This window comes from Chloroflexota bacterium (assembly GCA_035652535.1).
Taxonomy (GTDB): Bacteria; Chloroflexota; UBA6077; order UBA6077; family SHYK01; genus DASRDP01.
Genome location: DASRDP010000080.1, coordinates 50,011 through 64,975 on the forward strand (window position 1 = coordinate 50,011; position 14,965 = coordinate 64,975).

The following is a 14,965-nucleotide window of genomic DNA, read 5'->3' on the forward strand; positions in this document are numbered from 1 at the left end:
GTGGCCGGCCGTATCCCTGAGAGCGATAGCTGTCGTCATTACGCGCGCAGTGCGCGAAAATGAATTCGAGACGGTGGAATCGAGGGATTGTGCATCGCGTAGGCCCCACGGAATGCCCTAATGGCCAAGGCGAGCCGGATCATTCGCTGACGCGTGTCCTCAGACGCGTGGTTGCTGCTCTTGCATTCGCGGTCTCGTGGGAAGCTGCCGCCTCCGGAGCGCTTGCGCAAGACGGCGCGCCAGTTGTGGCCGTTGTGGGCAACGCGGAATACGGGCCGATCCTCGCGGACCCGGATGGGTGGACGCTCTACTGGTGGGACGGGGATTCGCCGTGGGCGAGCTACTGCGCCGACGGGTGCGCCGACCTTTACCCTCCCTATGCGACCGACGCTGAGATTGCCGCGCCCCGCGAGGTTTCCGAGCAGATCAGCGCGATCGAGCGTGAAGACGGCTCGTGGCAGATCACCTACGAGGGCTGGCCGCTTTACTATTTCTCGGGTGACGGCCAGCCGGGCGACGTAAACGGCGCGGGCTCCGATGCGTACGACGCCCTCTGGTCCGTCGTGCCGATCTCGCTCCCGCAGAGCGAGACGCCCGCCCCGCAGGCGCCGACCCCGGAGCAAGTTCCGCCGCCCAGCCCGCTCCCGGAAGCGCCGCAGCCACCAGTCGTGCCGCGCCCGATCGAGCAGCCGATCCCGCCGGCGCAGCCGGCCCGGGAACCGAGCGCGCCTCAGTTCCCGCCGTCCGCTCTGCCGTACCCGCCTCCTTCCTACTATCCAGTCGTCGCGCCCCTCGGCCCGTATGACCCGGTCGTGCGCGTCGTGGCCCCGGATGGCGGCACCATCACCCTTACGTGGCTCGCCGATCCTGGGGCGGTCTCCTATCGGATCTATCAAACGACATCGCCGTTTCCCGTGAGCTTCGGGCTGCGCCAGACCGTCCGCCAGACCAGTGGATCGTTGGTCTCACTGGATTCCGTCAGCGGCTTAACGCCGGGCACACAGTACTTCTTCCAGATTCGGGCGGTGGACCCGACGGGTGAAGAGCGCGTGGCGCCGGCCGCGGCAATCGTGACCCCGGGGTTCGCGAATGTCGCCATTGCTCCTCCCACGGGGGTGAAGGTCACCGACACGACGTCGACCACGGCAACGATCACGTGGCGGGCGAGCGCGGGTGCGGTGCGCTACGACGTGTGGCAGGCGCAAGACCCGGCCGGGCCGTTCACTCTGGCGAGCGTCTCGAACGCCACATCCAGTGGGGCCATCGTTGGGTCGCTGGCCCCGGTCACCACCTACTACTTCCAGGTGGTCGCGCTGGATCGCCTGGGAACGCCGAGCGCGCCGTCCAACACCGCGGTCGCCACGACGGAGCCGTCGATTCTGCCGCCCGGCAGCGTCAGCGTCGCCCTCGTCACGTCGACCACCGCGACGCTCCACTGGGTCCCGTCGACCGGTGCTGTGTCATATGAGGTGCAGGAGTCGTCGAGTCTGGGCGGGCCGTTCTTCGCGGTAGCGCCGGTCTCATCGTCTACGCGGGGAGCGACGGTCGGCGGGCTCTCTCCCGGAGCGGCCTACTACTTCCAGGTCGTCGCCATCGACGCATCCGGAGCGAGGAGTGAGCCGTCGAATACCGCGATGGCGATCACCACGGTTCCCACCCCCGAGGCTCCTCGGATCGCCGCTCCCACGCGCCTCGTGGCCGTCGCGATGAGCGCCAGCGCGATCGCGCTGTCGTGGGGGGCGAGCGATGGCGCGACCGCCTACGTTCCCTACATGTCAACCAGCCGATCTGGCCCCTACACGGCTACCGACTCCACCGCTGGGACCTCGGCCACCATCACCGGCCTATCTCCGTCCACAACGTACTATTTTCAGGTGGTCGCTATCGATGCCTCAGGGAACCAGAGCGCTCCATCGAATACCGCCAGTGCGGCGACCTCATCGGCGCTGACCGCCCCCAGCGTCGTTGTGACGAATGTCGGCCCGCGAGCGGTTGGCCTTCGGTGGACGCCCGTGCCGGGCGCGACGTCCTACGTCGTGGCGCAGGCGACCACCGCGAGCGGCCCGTTCACGCCGTCAGCTCTGATCGAAGCTCGGGGTAACGAGGCCGCGGTCACGGCCCTCACGCCCACTACGACGTACTACTTCCAGGTCACTGCTGTCGACGCCGCCGGCAATCAGGGGCCCCCATCCACGCCCGTCGCCGTTACGACGACGCAGTAGCGCCTCAGCGCAGCTCCCAATCCTGCATGTTCCAGGGAACGGTACTCTCTGGCGGCGCATTGGTGACGCCGGTCAGCGCGCTCGTGTGGGCGAACACGACCGACCGGTAGAAGAGGGTCAGCACAGGGAGCTGTTCGCTGAAGATTTTCGCGATTTGCCCAACCCGCTCGATCTGCTGCCCATGATCGAGCGTCGTTGCGAATGTGTCCGCCAGGCTGGTGTACTCCGTGTTGGCCCAGCCGCCGCGATTTGATCCGTTCCAGCGATTGTCCTTCGTGGGAATATTGCTGATCTTAAAATCATTGATGAGGCCCACCCCGGCAGCGGTGCTATTGATGAGCATGTCCGGGAAGCTCGCCAGCACGTCCGGCTGGCGAGACGCCGCGCCGGTGAGCTGCCGCTGCTCGACGCCGAATCCTGCCCGCTGCCAGCCGTCGGCCAGCACCGCGATCTCCGAGATGTTGTCCGCGGCGGCCTGAGTCACGACCTGGACGCCGAAGCGACCGGCTGTCGGACTGACGAAGATGCCGTCTGCTCCCCGCGCGTAGCCCGCCTCCGCCATGAGCTGCTCGCTTCGACGTGGGTCGAGCGGGTATTTGACGAGCGCGCGATCGGCTGCGCGCCCGATCTCGCTCAGCGGCGGCACGAGGAAGTCGCCAAGAATTGCCTCACCGCCATAGACCGACTCATTGATCGCCTGGCGGTCCGCGGCATGAAATAGGGCGGCGCGCACCTTGGGATCGAGGAGGGCCTTCTGTTCGAGGATGTCGGAACGAAACTGGATATAGATGCCTCGATACTGGTTGATGTGCAGATTCACGGCGCCGGCGCCGCTCGGCACCCAATCCTGCTTCAGAAGCTGCACCTCGCTGAGGCGCGCCGCGGCATCCGCCGTAAGCTGAATGTCTCCCGAAAACAGGCTCGCGAGGACGGCGTTGCTGTCCGCCATGAATACCAGGCGTACGCGGCCGATCTTCGGTGGGCCAAGGGCGTGTTTTGCGAATCCGCTGGCCTCGATAAATTGACCCGGCTCCCAGCGGTCGAGTCGATACGGGCCGACTCCAACGAATTCGACGGTCCAGTACGGCAGGTTCAAAAAGGCGTCGGGCGTGTTCTGCTGAAATGCCGTCTCGAGAATGTGGCGTGGCAGGGGCGGATATTCCCGGTTGTGCTCGTACATGGTGGCGGCGCCCGGAAATGGCCTTTTCCACGCGAACACGATGGTGCGGGGGTCGGCGGCCGAAACCCCGTCGAGGGCGTCGAACGGCGGCGTGCGCGAGTGACCGAGCTCAGGTGTCGAGTAGACGTTCCAGGTGAAGACGAAATCCTCCGCAGTGAGTGGCGTGCCATCGTGCCACGTTGCGCCGTCACGCAGCTTCCAGGTCGTCTCCATTCGACCGTCTGGGAAGACCTTCCAGCTATCCGTCTCGAGCGCTGGCAGTGCTTCGGCCAAATAGGGATGGGGATTCGCCTCGTTGTCCATGTACGAGAGCTGCGCATTGAACACGCGCTTGATGAGGTAGGTTGCCTGGCCCGGCTGCGTGAAGGGGTGGAGCGCGAGGGTGTCCGGCTCGTCGTGAATGGCGATCACGAGCTGGCGCGATTCCTGCTGGCTGGGCGCAACGGCGTTCGCAGGGCGGCCTTGCGCGGCGGGCTCCGCGCAGGCAATGGCGCCAGCCGCGATCAGCAACAGGCCGACAGCGCGCAAACCGATCATCTCACGTCTCCAACAGTGCACCGGGCGCCCTACGCCCGCCGACCGATTCCCGCGAGGAGCGCGTCCATCCTCGGCGTCACGCCGTGCTTCGCGCACTCTTCCAGATACATCGCGTAGATAGCCGGATCCTCGTGCTCGTACTCGATCTGGTCACCGCCCTCTTCGGTGCTCACCATCGTGAGGTCACCCCGCGGTCGGAAGAACCGATACTTACCGTGTCCCCATCGGATGGCAAGATAGCGCGCGGGCTCCTGCCCGGTGTTGAAGTGCTGGTGAAAACCCATGTTCTCGGGGACGAAGGTGGTTCCGGGCACCCAGTCGACCCGTGTCTTCGGGCCACCTTCGTGCCAGTGCAACGTGTACCCGGTGCCAGTCAGGATAATCACGCTGGCGCCTGCACCGTGGCGATGGGCCTTCTTGTAGGTCCCGACGGGGAACTCCGAGACGTGGGCGACGAGGGTCGAGTTTCCGATCTCAAACAGCACGTTTCGACCACCGGCGCCCCGGCCGGGGGCCTCGAGCAGCTCGAATCGTGAGAGGTCGGCGACGTAGTTGGTCTCCCAGGAGCCGGCGCCGGGCTGACCCTCCTCGAGGAAGTGTCCGGTCCCGTTGAAGTGGCCGTCAGCCGCGACGAAGCGGTCGGTGAAACGGAAATCGTTGTTGAAGATGAAGTCCAAGTTGTGGAAGAGGTCCATGACCAGCGGCGCATCCGTCACCGCGTAATAGCGAGCCGTCTCATCCCCGGAGAGATTGAAGTGCTGGTACCAGGCATTGGGCGGGATCGCGAAGAGGCTGTGCTGTCTCCACTCGAACGTCTGCTTCTTCGCCTCGTCGTACCAGACCGTCGTGGCGCCGCGTCCGGCGAGGATGTAGACGGTCGCTTCGTACAGGTGCCGCTGTGGCTTCAGTTGCCTGCCAGGCGGGATCTCGACGACCTGCCCGTCGGTGTATCCCTCTTCTGCCCCGGAAAGACGGACGAACGTGGCGTTCCCGCCAACGCGCTCCCACGGCTCGAGGCGAAGCTGGTTCAGATGCGCGTAGAACCCGCCAACCGTGGGGATGCCCTGCTCGGCGGCCCATCGCTCGTAGGCAGTCAGCGAGCGGCGGCGACCTCGACCGTTGGTCTCAACCTCCGTCGATTGTGTCACTGGTCTTGCACCTCCCATCGATGTGCGTCCCATGCGGGGCCGGATTCCAGCGCGCGCGGGGCCACGTGGATCAAACGATTCGAGATGATCCTCGCTTCGACACGATAGTAAAGGGGGATGAGCGGAAGATTCTCGGTTACGTGTCGAAGGAGAAGGTTGAGACTCCGCATGCGCTCGGGATCGGGGATCGCGGAAAAGAATCGGGTGAACAGCGCATCATACTCCGAGCTGGCGTATCGCGCGACGTTGGCTCCCGTGTACCCGTTTTCCTGGCGGGGAATCTCAGTGCTGACGAACGTGGGAAGCACGAGGAGCGCGTTCGGCCCACCCCGAAACCAGAAGCCGCGGCGCGTCGCGCTGATCGCCGCGTCCTGTCGCGGCGGCTGGGTCACAGGATCCACCGACACACCGACGCGCTGCCAGTAATCCGCGATGGCCAGCAGCACCTTGGCCTGGTTGTCGTCACCGGGCTGGCTCTGGATTTCCACACTGCCCAGGCGCTCGCCGGACGCGCTTCGGAGGGCGCCGTCGGCGGCACGCGTGTAGCCGAGATCGGCGAGGAGCTGGGCGGCGCGCGCGGGATCGTAGGGATACTGCGCGACGCCAACCTCGGCCTCACGGTGCAGGGTGTCGCCCGGAGGCAGGATGCTGTCGGGCACCTGCGTCAGGCCGTTCTCCAGGGTATCGATCAGCTCCTGCCGATCGATGGCCAGTAGTGCCGCCTGGCGAAAGCGCACATCTCCGGTCACGGCGGGCTGCGGATCAATGAACTGTGGATAGAGGCGCTGGAGGTTGAACGGCGTCGCTTCCATCCGCACGGGCGCGCGCCGCGCGGCGTCGGCGCCCTGTTCCAGGGACACCGTCCGGCTCAGCGTGAGGTCGACGACGCCGGCGAGCACGTTCGCCACCAACGTATTGGAGTCCGGGATGAACTTCACCTCTATTTCGTCGATCTTGGGCCGGCCCAGCGCGAACTGGTCGTTCGCGGCGACGACGGCGTGGCTGTCGGGGTCCAGCTCGCGTACGACGAACGGTCCCGTCCCCACGAACTCGTCGCTCCAGTACGGAAGCCCGAGAAAGGTTTCCTTATTTTCCGTGTAGGGGCCCTCCAGCAGGTGGCGCGGGAGCGGGAGAATCTGCCCGCTCGTGACGCCACTGCCCGCCGTGGAGAAGAGCCGATCCGCCCAGATGAACGTCCTCTTCCAGTGGGCGACGAAGGTGTGCTCGTCGCGGGCCTCGCCCCGCTCGAGGAACGGCATGATGCTGTCCCGCAGCGGAAGGTCCCGATCGGTCGCAAGCTGCACCGTGAACGCGAGGTCTTGCGCGGTGAATGGCGCGCCGTCATGCCAGCGCGCATTGGGGCGAATGGTCCACGTCGTCTCCATCCCACCGTCGGGTGAGAGCTTCCAGTTGCCATTCTCCAGGCTGGGCACGGCCTCTGCGAGGACGGGGCGGAGGTCTCCCTGATCGCTGGTGGTGGCCAGGCCGACGAGCACGAGGTCTTGAAGTCCATCGGCTCCGGCCGTGGTGCCGCCCAGCTTGTAATAGAAGCCGGTGGGCTGACCGCGCATGGCGAGGGTCACCCGCTTCGGGGACTTGGCGTCCGCGGTTACCGAAGACGCAGGAGCGGATGATTGCCGTCCCGCGCACGAACACAGAATCGCGCCGAGCAGGAGCCAGACGCCGAGCCGAGGCGAATGGCTCCGCAAGCTACCGGCCGCCCTCACCGGCTCGCCGGCTGCGGCGCGCGGGTGCGCTGTGGTGGGAAGCGGCGGGTCATCTCGAGCCAGGTCTGGAGGTCCGTGTCGATCGGAGCGGGGTCCGGGTCTCGAACGATCCCGATAGGGTCGAGGCCGCGCGCGACCTTGTCGATCTCACGCTTCAGAATCTCGCGGTAGAGTACGATGCCGCGATCCGACGTCGCCAGTCGCTCGGTTACTCGGTCGGCGATTGGGCCCTGGGTTTCCAGCGCCATGAGATCTTGCGGCTGCACGCCGTTCATGGCGTATCGGGCGACGGGATGGATCGCATCGGTCGGCGTCTTACTGCGCGGCCAACCTGGCTGGAAGCGAATGGTCTTATCGCCATCGCCGACCGGCTCTCCGTCGAGGGGTGCGTGCAGCTTCAGATCGACGTGGACCGTGTAGCGCAGCATGTGCGTATCGTCGATGGGAACCCGAATGCCGATGTGGTCATACGTCCGCTGGATGTTAGGAAAGATCATGAGGTCGGTGTCGACGTAGCCGCTCTTGTGCACCTGCTTGCGCTTGATCCCGAAGGGGACCTCCCGGTACTCCAGCCCATCAAGAAAGTCGATCCGTCCTCGTGCCGTGTTGAGCCCCTCGATTCCCCTCGATGCCGATTCCTGGTGCAGGATGAACACGTGGGACTGGTCCATGTGGTTCTCCATCCCTTGCAGCCAGTTGCAGTCGAAATACTGTGGACCGGAGATTGTGAGCGGGCCTGCCTCGCCGAGGTCCCACTTCATCAGCGAGGGCGCGGGCGCCGGGCCCATATATGCCCAGAAGAGACCATACTGTGCGCGGACCGGATACGCTCGCTGCTTGACCGTGAGGTGAAACCGGCTGTCGGCCGGCTCAGCGGGGGTCTCGAGGCAATTGCCCGCGATATCGTAGAGCCAGCCGTGGTACGCGCACGCGATGCCGCGCTCTTCGACGCGGCCATAGAGGAGGGATGCGCCCCGGTGGGCGCAATGGTCGGCCAGCAGCCCGACACGGCCGCACCGGTCGCGAAACAGGACGAGGTCCTCGCCGAGAACTCGCACGTGCTTCGTGGGGCTCGCATCCGAAAGCTCTGACAGCATCGCCACCGGCTGCCAGTAACGGCGGAATAGCTCGCCGCATGGTGTACCGGGCCCGATTCGCGTCAGGCGCTCGTTCTCTTCCGCCGTCAACATCACGACCTCCCGAGTCACTGATCAGCGGTGTTGGATCGTATCACACGGCACTGGCGCATTCCGAGGGATTCGCGGGCCCCGGAGTGATCGTGCAATCCGTTCGCCCACATGCGCCCTTGACGGGAATTTCCTTTTAGTCTAGACTCACACGAAAAATTCATTTAAGGAGAGACTAATTCGAAATAATCGACGGGCGTATCGGATGTCGGCGCGCGCCGCGTCGTCCCAGGCCACCTACGACCGGATACTGGAGGCCGCGGCCCAGCTCCTCCTCGAGGGTTTCGTGGATGCCGTGACCCTCGACGCTGTTGCCAGGCGGGCTTGCGTGACGGTGCAAACGATCATCCGGAGGTTCGGCAGTCGTGCCCGGTTGCTGGAGGTGGCCTTCCACGCGGCCAACGAACGGGCGGTTTCGAAACGTGGAGACACGCCACCGGGTGACATCGTGGCCGCGGTATCGGGGCTCTTCGACCACTACGAGGAGATTGGCGATTCCGTCATTCGTGCTCTGGCGCAGGAGGAGCGCGTAGCCGCATTTCGGGTGCCTCTCGCGCTCGGGAGGTCTGCACACAGGGACTGGGTCATCCGTGCGTTCGAACCGTACCTCGCACGCTGCGATCCATCAAATCGAGACGAGGTCCTGCGAGCGCTGATCGTCTCCACCGATGTGTACACATGGAAGCTGCTCCGGCGAGACATGGGGCTGACTCGACTCGAAGCGGAGTTCGTCGTACAGCGTTTGCTTCGCGCGCTGTTTGGGGAGCAGGGAGGATGATGCGAAGATCCCAGCGGTATCTGTTCGTCACGTGGGACGGCGGCGGCAACCTCGGACCCGCTCTTGCGCTGGCGCGAGTCCTCGCGCAGCGCGGCCATTCGATCGCGTTCCTCGGCCACGAGGCCCAGCGCGCGCGCATCCGTCGGGCGGGATTTGTCTCCGCGGCATTTGCAGGGAGCCCGTTCTGGGAGGCCCGCGCGCCGCTCCCCCTCCAACCGAGGCTCTCGGATGAGGTTACGTATCAGCCGGCAATTGTGGACGATGTGCGTGCCCAAATCGATGTCGCGCAGCCCGATGTGGTCGTGATCGACAACATGCTGGTTGGGGGCCTCATCGCGGCGGAGGTCAGCAACCTGCGCTCCGCTGTACTCGTGCACACGATTCCCCACTATTTCACCCACGGCCCGCACTGGCCCACGAGGCTCCCCACTGTGAATGCGCTTCGTGCGAAGTTCGGCCTTCCCGCAGTGGAGACGATTGACGAGGCCTGGCAACGAGCGGGCCTGGTCATCGTGGCAGCTCTTCGCTGTTTTGACCCGCGGACGGAGCCGCTGACAGACCTGCATTTCGTCGGACCGCTTTTTGAAGAGGCATCCGATGCACGGGCGCTGGCGCCATCGAGGGCAACGAAAAGGGCGGACGCGCTGGCCCTCGTCAGCCTCACGACCTTCTATCACCGGGCGAAGGTCGAGACCCTGCAGCGCATTGTGGACGGTCTGTCGCCTCTCGACATGCGCGTGCTTGTTACGGCGGCCGACGTCAAGCCAGATGACCTCAGACTGTCCGCGAAGGCCGAGCTGGCAGCGTTCATTCCCCACCACGAAGTCCTGCCCAGCGTCTCCCTTGTGGTGACCCACGGGGGTCATGGAACGACGCTGGCCGCCCTTGCCCATGGGGTGCCGGTGCTCATGCTTCCCATGTTTGGCGATCAGCGCATGGTGGCGGAACGGGTCGTTGAGCTTGACGCCGGTCGAGCGCTGCCCCTGGATGCAGACCCAAGCCAGATTCGCGAAGCCGCCGAGGAGCTTTTGAGCGTGCGCTCGTATCGCCGAGCCGCCCGAGAGCTCGCGGCAGATATTCGTCGGCAGAACTCAGCGACCCGGGGTGCCGATCTGCTGGAGTCGCTCGTCCCGGATTCGAGCGGATTCGTCGGTCTCGCGGAGTCCCCCAAAGGGGAGTGATCTGCCCGACGAGCTTGTGAAACCGTCGCAAAGGGAAAGTGGAGGAAGTACCCGTGCACCTAGATCTCGTGCCCGCGGCACCGGTTCATGCAAACGAGCTGGGTCGAATCTGCTACGAAGCCTTCAAGGATGTGTCGGATGCCCATGGATTCAGAACATCGTTCGCGAGCGCAGGGATCGCACGCGGGCTTCTGTCGCTGATGATCGAGCGGAGCGAGTTCTATGGGGTCGCCGCCCTGCTCGACGGTGACCTGGTCGGATCGAATTTTCTTTCGATCATGGACGAGGTCGCAGGGATTGGCCCCATCACGGTAGAGGTGCCCCATCAGGGGAGGGGCATCGGTCGAGCCCTCATGGAAGATGTCATGCAATACGCCACCGCGCACAACATCGCTCGCGTGCGCTTGTTCCAGGAGGCCTTTAACATGGCCTCGCTCTCCCTCTATGCCTCGCTTGGCTTCCAGGTTCGAGACGCCGCCGCGGTCCTGGAAGCGAGGCCGGCGGACCACCCCGATGTGAGCGTACGCCAGGCATGTGCGGATGATCTCGATTCGATTGAGGCTCTCGGTCGAAAGATCTACAAGGTGGGGCGGCGGCACGAGGTCGGACTGACGATCGAGCTCGGCTTTGGCACGCTCGTTCGCGAACGACGCGACCGGATCGTCGGTTACTTCACGCCCGGTCTTTTTGGCCACGGCGTGGCGGAAACGGAAGAGGACGCCGTGGCGCTGGTCGGTGACGCGGCACGCCGATCGTCGGCGGGGGACTCGCGCTTCTTCTGTCCGTTGAGCCAGAGCGGCCTCTATCGTCGACTGCTCCAATCCGGGTGCCGGACGCTCGAGGTCATGAACATGATGACGCTTGGGCCCTACGATCCGCCCGACGCGACCTGGCTCCCGTCCGTCCTGTACTGACGCCGTCCGATCGGGACGCGCCGCCGCCTATTGGCGATCCCCAGCCAGCGGGGTCGTCCCCGGGCAGTCCAACGACCCTTCGTTCGGCGTGCGTCGCGGTGTGGGGCGGCGGATCAGCGGCCGACGGTGTTGCCGGTCAGCGAGCGTCGCCGGTCGGCTGGTCAGCGAGTTGACACGGGCGCTCCGGCGCACTAGCCTATTTGTGCTCAAAAGGCTTTCCGCCGGCGAGCGACAGGACGGAGAAGGGAGGTCGCAGATGTTCAAAGGAACCAAGGTGTTCGACGTTCATGGCCACGTGTCGGCGCCACCTGGAGCGCGGAATTGGATCATGAGCGGGTTCACCTCGGGCTACGTCGGACCAAGCCCCCTGCGCAATGCGCGTCCGAGCGGAGGCGCCGAGGGCCCGTTCGCGCGAGGCCCAGATCCACTGAGCGACGAGGCGTTCAAGCAGGCCAACCAGCACCACGTCAACTACATGGACGAGCGCAACATCGACGTGCAGATCCTCGGGCCGCGTCCATTTACGATGATGGGGTGGATGCCTCGCCATCTGCTCCCGCGCTGGTGCGAGTTCACCAACGACACCATTCACCGGCAGGTTCAGAACTTCCCGGATCGCTTTCTGGGGACGACGATGTTGCCCCAGATCGCCGAGGCGCCGGATCTGAGCAACTGCGTGCCCGAGTTCGAGAAGTGCGTCAAGGAGTACGGGTTTGTCGGCACGTACCTGAGCCCGGATCCCGATGGGCGCCACAACTCCCCGGGCATGAACACGAGATACTGGGACCCGATCTACGCCAAGTGCCAAGAGTACGACGTTCCGGTATTCATCCACGGTACCAACTGCCTCGATCCGCGCATCGCCCACATTCCCGGCAACTACCAGCTCGGGTTTGTGATCGAGACCTTTCTGGCGACACGGATCCTGGCCTTTGGCGACCAGTTCGAGCGCTTCCCGAACCTCCGCATCTGCATCGCGCATGGCGGCGGCGCGCTCGACCGCTTCATCTCGTCGTCCAACCACCGCATCCCGCGGGGCAAGGACGTGAGCAACAACCTCTTCTTCGACACCTGCGTGTACGACGTGGACTATCTCGCGCTCACCATCAAGCAGTGGGGCGTGAACAACATCTGCTTCGGCACGGAGGCGCCGGGCTCGGGTGGTGCGGTTCGCCAGGAGAGCGACCATCCCAGCAAAGTCGCGGTGGGTCACACCTCTGACGACCTGCTGCCAGTCCTCGACTCGCTCGACTTCCTTTCAGAAGCCGACAAGGTCACGATTATCAACAAGAACCCGGCGCGGGTCTTCCCGGCCTTCTCTCGGGCGGGGGCGGCTGTCGGCGCGCGGTGATCGCTGTCCGGTAGCTGGGGTTCGCAGGAGGGGGGCGATTTCGCCCCCCTCCTGCGCATTCACGCGACCGGTTATTCCTCCGTGCTATGGGTCTCGGCAGAGCTTGCCTCATCGTGGGCGTGCATGTGGAGATCCAGGGCCCGCTCTACTGGATCGCCGTGGTCGAGCCGGCCTATGATCTCGTCCATGTGCTCGTTCGGCTCGTCGTGGAAGGTGTCCTGCATCCGACGGAAAAACGACGCCATTGACGCCGGGTTGGTGTATTCGACGCCGTCCAGCAGCTCGTTCTTGTTGATGGTGCTCGGGTCGAGCGGGGCACGGATCACTGCGACCCGCGAGACCAATCTCCGGAGATCGGCGCTTCCGCAGCGGTCGCAGACCGCTGAAGCCTCTCCCCCGATTGAGCGGACGAACTTCGAAATGCGCGCGCCGCACGCGTCGCACCGGAATTCATAAATCGGCATGGCCCCTCGAGTATAGCGCGCATCGCTTCGCAATGCCTCTGCCGCGAGCGCTCTGGCAGACTGGAAGTGCCTCGCCCGCGGGACCCTTCTTCCCGTACCATCGCTCAGATACGTGGCGAGTCAAAATCGCCCCCCGGAAGAGGGCCTTGAACCAGAGCATCGTACCTCGCCTCCAACGAGCGCCGACGCTGCGCCAACTCGGTCGTGGCCGCCACGAGCGGGAGCACCTGTTCTGTCATGACCGTGAGATAGTCGAGGACTGACTCGGGCGCCTCGAATTCGGCGAGGAAATCCTCTACGATTCCCGCCCGATCGCGCGCAGCGTGGGCGTCAGTCACGAACGCGCGAACGTCCGCCGCCAGATCCAGGCACGCCTCAACCTTCTCAGGACGCCCGTCGACGATCGAATCGATCAGCTCGGCGCATCGATTCATCTCGTCGATGCTGGCCGCCAGCTCCCCGGCCAGGGTCCGAATGCTCTCCCTCATCGACGAAAGAGGCTGGTGCGCGCTGTCCGCCCCAGCGTCGCCGGCGGCGCGTTCAGGCGGAAGCGCGTCGATCAGCCCGCGCAGCAGCGGCGCACGATCGCTGGCGAGATGCCGCAGGAGCGTGCGGGATCGCGCTCGCGTCGCGCGGCGGAGTAGCGCCAGCTCCGGCTCGATGGCGCGCTCCCCGGAACCCCGTACCAAACGGACGGAGACTCGCCGTCCAGCGTGGCCGGCAGCGCATCGCATGGTTGCAAGCATTCCCGCGATGGAGGGAAGGGTGATCGCGCGACTTCGCGTAAGGACGTCGAGGACGTGGCGCAAGTAGCGCGGATCGTGTCCGACGGCCCGCTCGAATGGCTGGACCACCTCCACGAAAAGCTCCTCCGTCATCCGTCCCTCGAAGGCTCCCACGCCGACGAGGAGGAGCTGCAGGAGAGCATATCGGGCCACGGCAAGCGCCAGATCGGCCAAGGGTGAGCGCCCGTCGCTGAACGGAAACGGGCTTGCGTGCAGCTGGCTCAGCAGGTAGTTGTGGAGGATGTGCGGGCGGGACCGAATAAAGGGCTCGTAGACGTCGCGGAGCGCCGCGCGGTAGCGCGTGAGGGTCTCGTCGTCGGCGGCGCGGCCGTCTCCGATCCGGAGCGCGATCCCCATTCGGTCGACCGCGCGCCGAAAGCGCGAGCTGCCCGTCGCGGCTCCAACCATGCGCATGCGGTCGATGATCAGCTCCCGCAGCAGCTCGATTTGCACCGTCGGCTCCGCGGGTAGGCGCTCCAGCTCGGATTCGATCCTGAGCAGCTCGTCGTCGTATCGGGCGAAAGCCGCCTCGACGTTGCCGTCGGTCTCACCCCGCGCGGTCGCGATCCGTCGAAAGGCCAGCCCCATCGCGAGCAGGCGCGCGTCGACGGAGGCGTCCTGCCGCTCGGCCAGACGCAGACAGCCCGCTCGCACGGCGGCGATCATGCGGCGCGGGTCATCGGCGGAAAGCTCGGCGGTGGCAATTTCCGCGATCGAGGGGCTCCATGGCGCATCTGTCCCCATCACGGCGAGGCGGTCCATCGCCCCTGGGTCAAGGAGGGCGAGGCGCGCCACCTCCGGACACGAGAGGCTCGCGCCGGTCTCAATGGCGCCGTCGATGGTCACCGTGCGGCGTGGGTACGTGCGGCATACGTTGGAGAGGAGGCTCGGCCCGAGCGCGAGCTGGACGCCGCACAGGCGCTCCGGGGTAAAGAATGGGCACGCGCGGCGCTCGTCTAGCGCAATCCGTGCGAAGTCCTGTCGCGTGGCGAAGACGCCCGGCTTTTTGACGACCTTCTCTCGCAGCGCGGGGCCCAACGGGTGATCGAGGGACTGGTATCGCGTGTAGGTCGCCTCGTCCACGGCGACCTCCCAGCCTGCTGCGCAGCAGTTGTCCTCGCATGCCGCGCCGATACAGGAGAACCGCAGCAGGAAGCGGGGAACGACGACGCGGCGCGCCGCGTCCGCGTCACCATTCATGTGGCAACCCCAAACATGACGACTTGTCGAAGGATACCCTCGGTGTACCATCACCGCGATACGGTGGGCGGGGGTATCTGATGAGCGAAGCGGAACCGAGACAGGCGGGCAGCCGCCCGAACGACCCAGCCATCGCGTTCGTCGACTGCGACGGGGCCCAGGCAGCGTCTACCCAAAGCCAGGCGCGGCGACGCGAAGTGGTCGTGGCCGGGCGCCGGGTCAAGACCGTCGACGTCCACGCTCATTGCGCCGTGCCGCAGGCCATGGCGCTTCTGGAACGGCGGGCCGACC

At 65.5% G+C, this 14,965-nt stretch carries 12 protein-coding genes; 6 read left to right on the top strand and 6 right to left on the bottom strand.

All coding sequences use genetic code 11. From position 1 onward, the window contains the following. Positions 1-245: 245 nt before the first annotated feature. Positions 246-2,222 (top strand): fibronectin type III domain-containing protein, encoded by a 1,977-nt coding sequence (locus VFC51_08560; protein HZT07068.1) that lies wholly within the window; start codon positions 246-248, stop codon positions 2,220-2,222. Positions 2,223-2,226: 4 nt separating this feature from the next. Here the strand turns inward: VFC51_08560 and VFC51_08565 are convergent, their stop codons facing one another. The 4 genes from VFC51_08565 to VFC51_08580 form a co-directional block, all read right to left on the bottom strand. After that, positions 2,227-3,939, bottom strand: coding sequence for an ABC transporter substrate-binding protein (locus tag VFC51_08565; GenBank protein HZT07069.1), 1,713 nt, complete (start codon positions 3,937-3,939; stop codon positions 2,227-2,229). Between the two features lie 29 nt (positions 3,940-3,968). Next, positions 3,969-5,087: a cupin domain-containing protein gene (locus VFC51_08570; GenBank protein ID HZT07070.1), complete on the bottom strand. Its 1,119-nt coding sequence runs from the start codon at positions 5,085-5,087 to the stop codon at positions 3,969-3,971. Then, the gene (locus VFC51_08575) at positions 5,084-6,658 is read right to left on the bottom strand and encodes an ABC transporter substrate-binding protein (protein ID HZT07071.1); all 1,575 of its coding nucleotides are present in this window, start codon (positions 6,656-6,658) and stop codon (positions 5,084-5,086) included. The genes VFC51_08570 and VFC51_08575 overlap by 4 nt, the downstream gene beginning before the upstream one ends. Positions 6,659-6,810: 152 nt before the next feature. Then, the gene (locus tag VFC51_08580; protein HZT07072.1) at positions 6,811-8,004 is read right to left on the bottom strand and encodes a Rieske 2Fe-2S domain-containing protein; all 1,194 of its coding nucleotides are present in this window, start codon (positions 8,002-8,004) and stop codon (positions 6,811-6,813) included. Between the two features lie 202 nt (positions 8,005-8,206). Between VFC51_08580 and VFC51_08585 the strand changes: the two genes are divergently transcribed. From VFC51_08585 to VFC51_08600, 4 genes are all read left to right on the top strand, one after another. Then, positions 8,207-8,779, top strand: a complete 573-nt coding sequence (locus tag VFC51_08585; protein ID HZT07073.1) for a helix-turn-helix domain-containing protein — start codon at positions 8,207-8,209, stop codon at positions 8,777-8,779. After that, positions 8,776-9,960 (top strand): glycosyltransferase, encoded by a 1,185-nt coding sequence (locus VFC51_08590; GenBank protein HZT07074.1) that lies wholly within the window; start codon positions 8,776-8,778, stop codon positions 9,958-9,960. Before VFC51_08585 ends, VFC51_08590 begins: the two co-directional genes overlap by 4 nt. Before the next feature lie 53 nt (positions 9,961-10,013). Further along, on the top strand, positions 10,014-10,874 hold the full coding sequence (locus VFC51_08595; protein ID HZT07075.1) for a GNAT family N-acetyltransferase: 861 nt from the start codon (positions 10,014-10,016) through the stop codon (positions 10,872-10,874). Between the two features lie 256 nt (positions 10,875-11,130). Beyond that, positions 11,131-12,225, top strand: coding sequence for an amidohydrolase family protein (locus tag VFC51_08600; protein HZT07076.1), 1,095 nt, complete (start codon positions 11,131-11,133; stop codon positions 12,223-12,225). A 71-nt stretch (positions 12,226-12,296) separates the two neighbouring features. Here VFC51_08600 and VFC51_08605 read toward each other — a convergent pair whose 3' ends face one another. Together VFC51_08605 and fliB are read right to left on the bottom strand one after the other, a co-directional pair. After that, positions 12,297-12,551, bottom strand: a complete 255-nt coding sequence (locus VFC51_08605) for a hypothetical protein (protein ID HZT07077.1) — start codon at positions 12,549-12,551, stop codon at positions 12,297-12,299. Between the two features lie 242 nt (positions 12,552-12,793). Beyond that, a complete protein-coding gene (gene fliB, locus VFC51_08610; GenBank protein HZT07078.1) occupies positions 12,794-14,674 on the bottom strand; it encodes a flagellin lysine-N-methylase in 1,881 nt (626 codons plus the stop codon). Positions 14,675-14,754: 80 nt separating this feature from the next. Between fliB and VFC51_08615 the strand changes: the two genes are divergently transcribed. Next, on the top strand, positions 14,755-14,965 hold a 211-nt coding region (locus VFC51_08615; protein ID HZT07079.1), incomplete at its 3' end, for a hypothetical protein.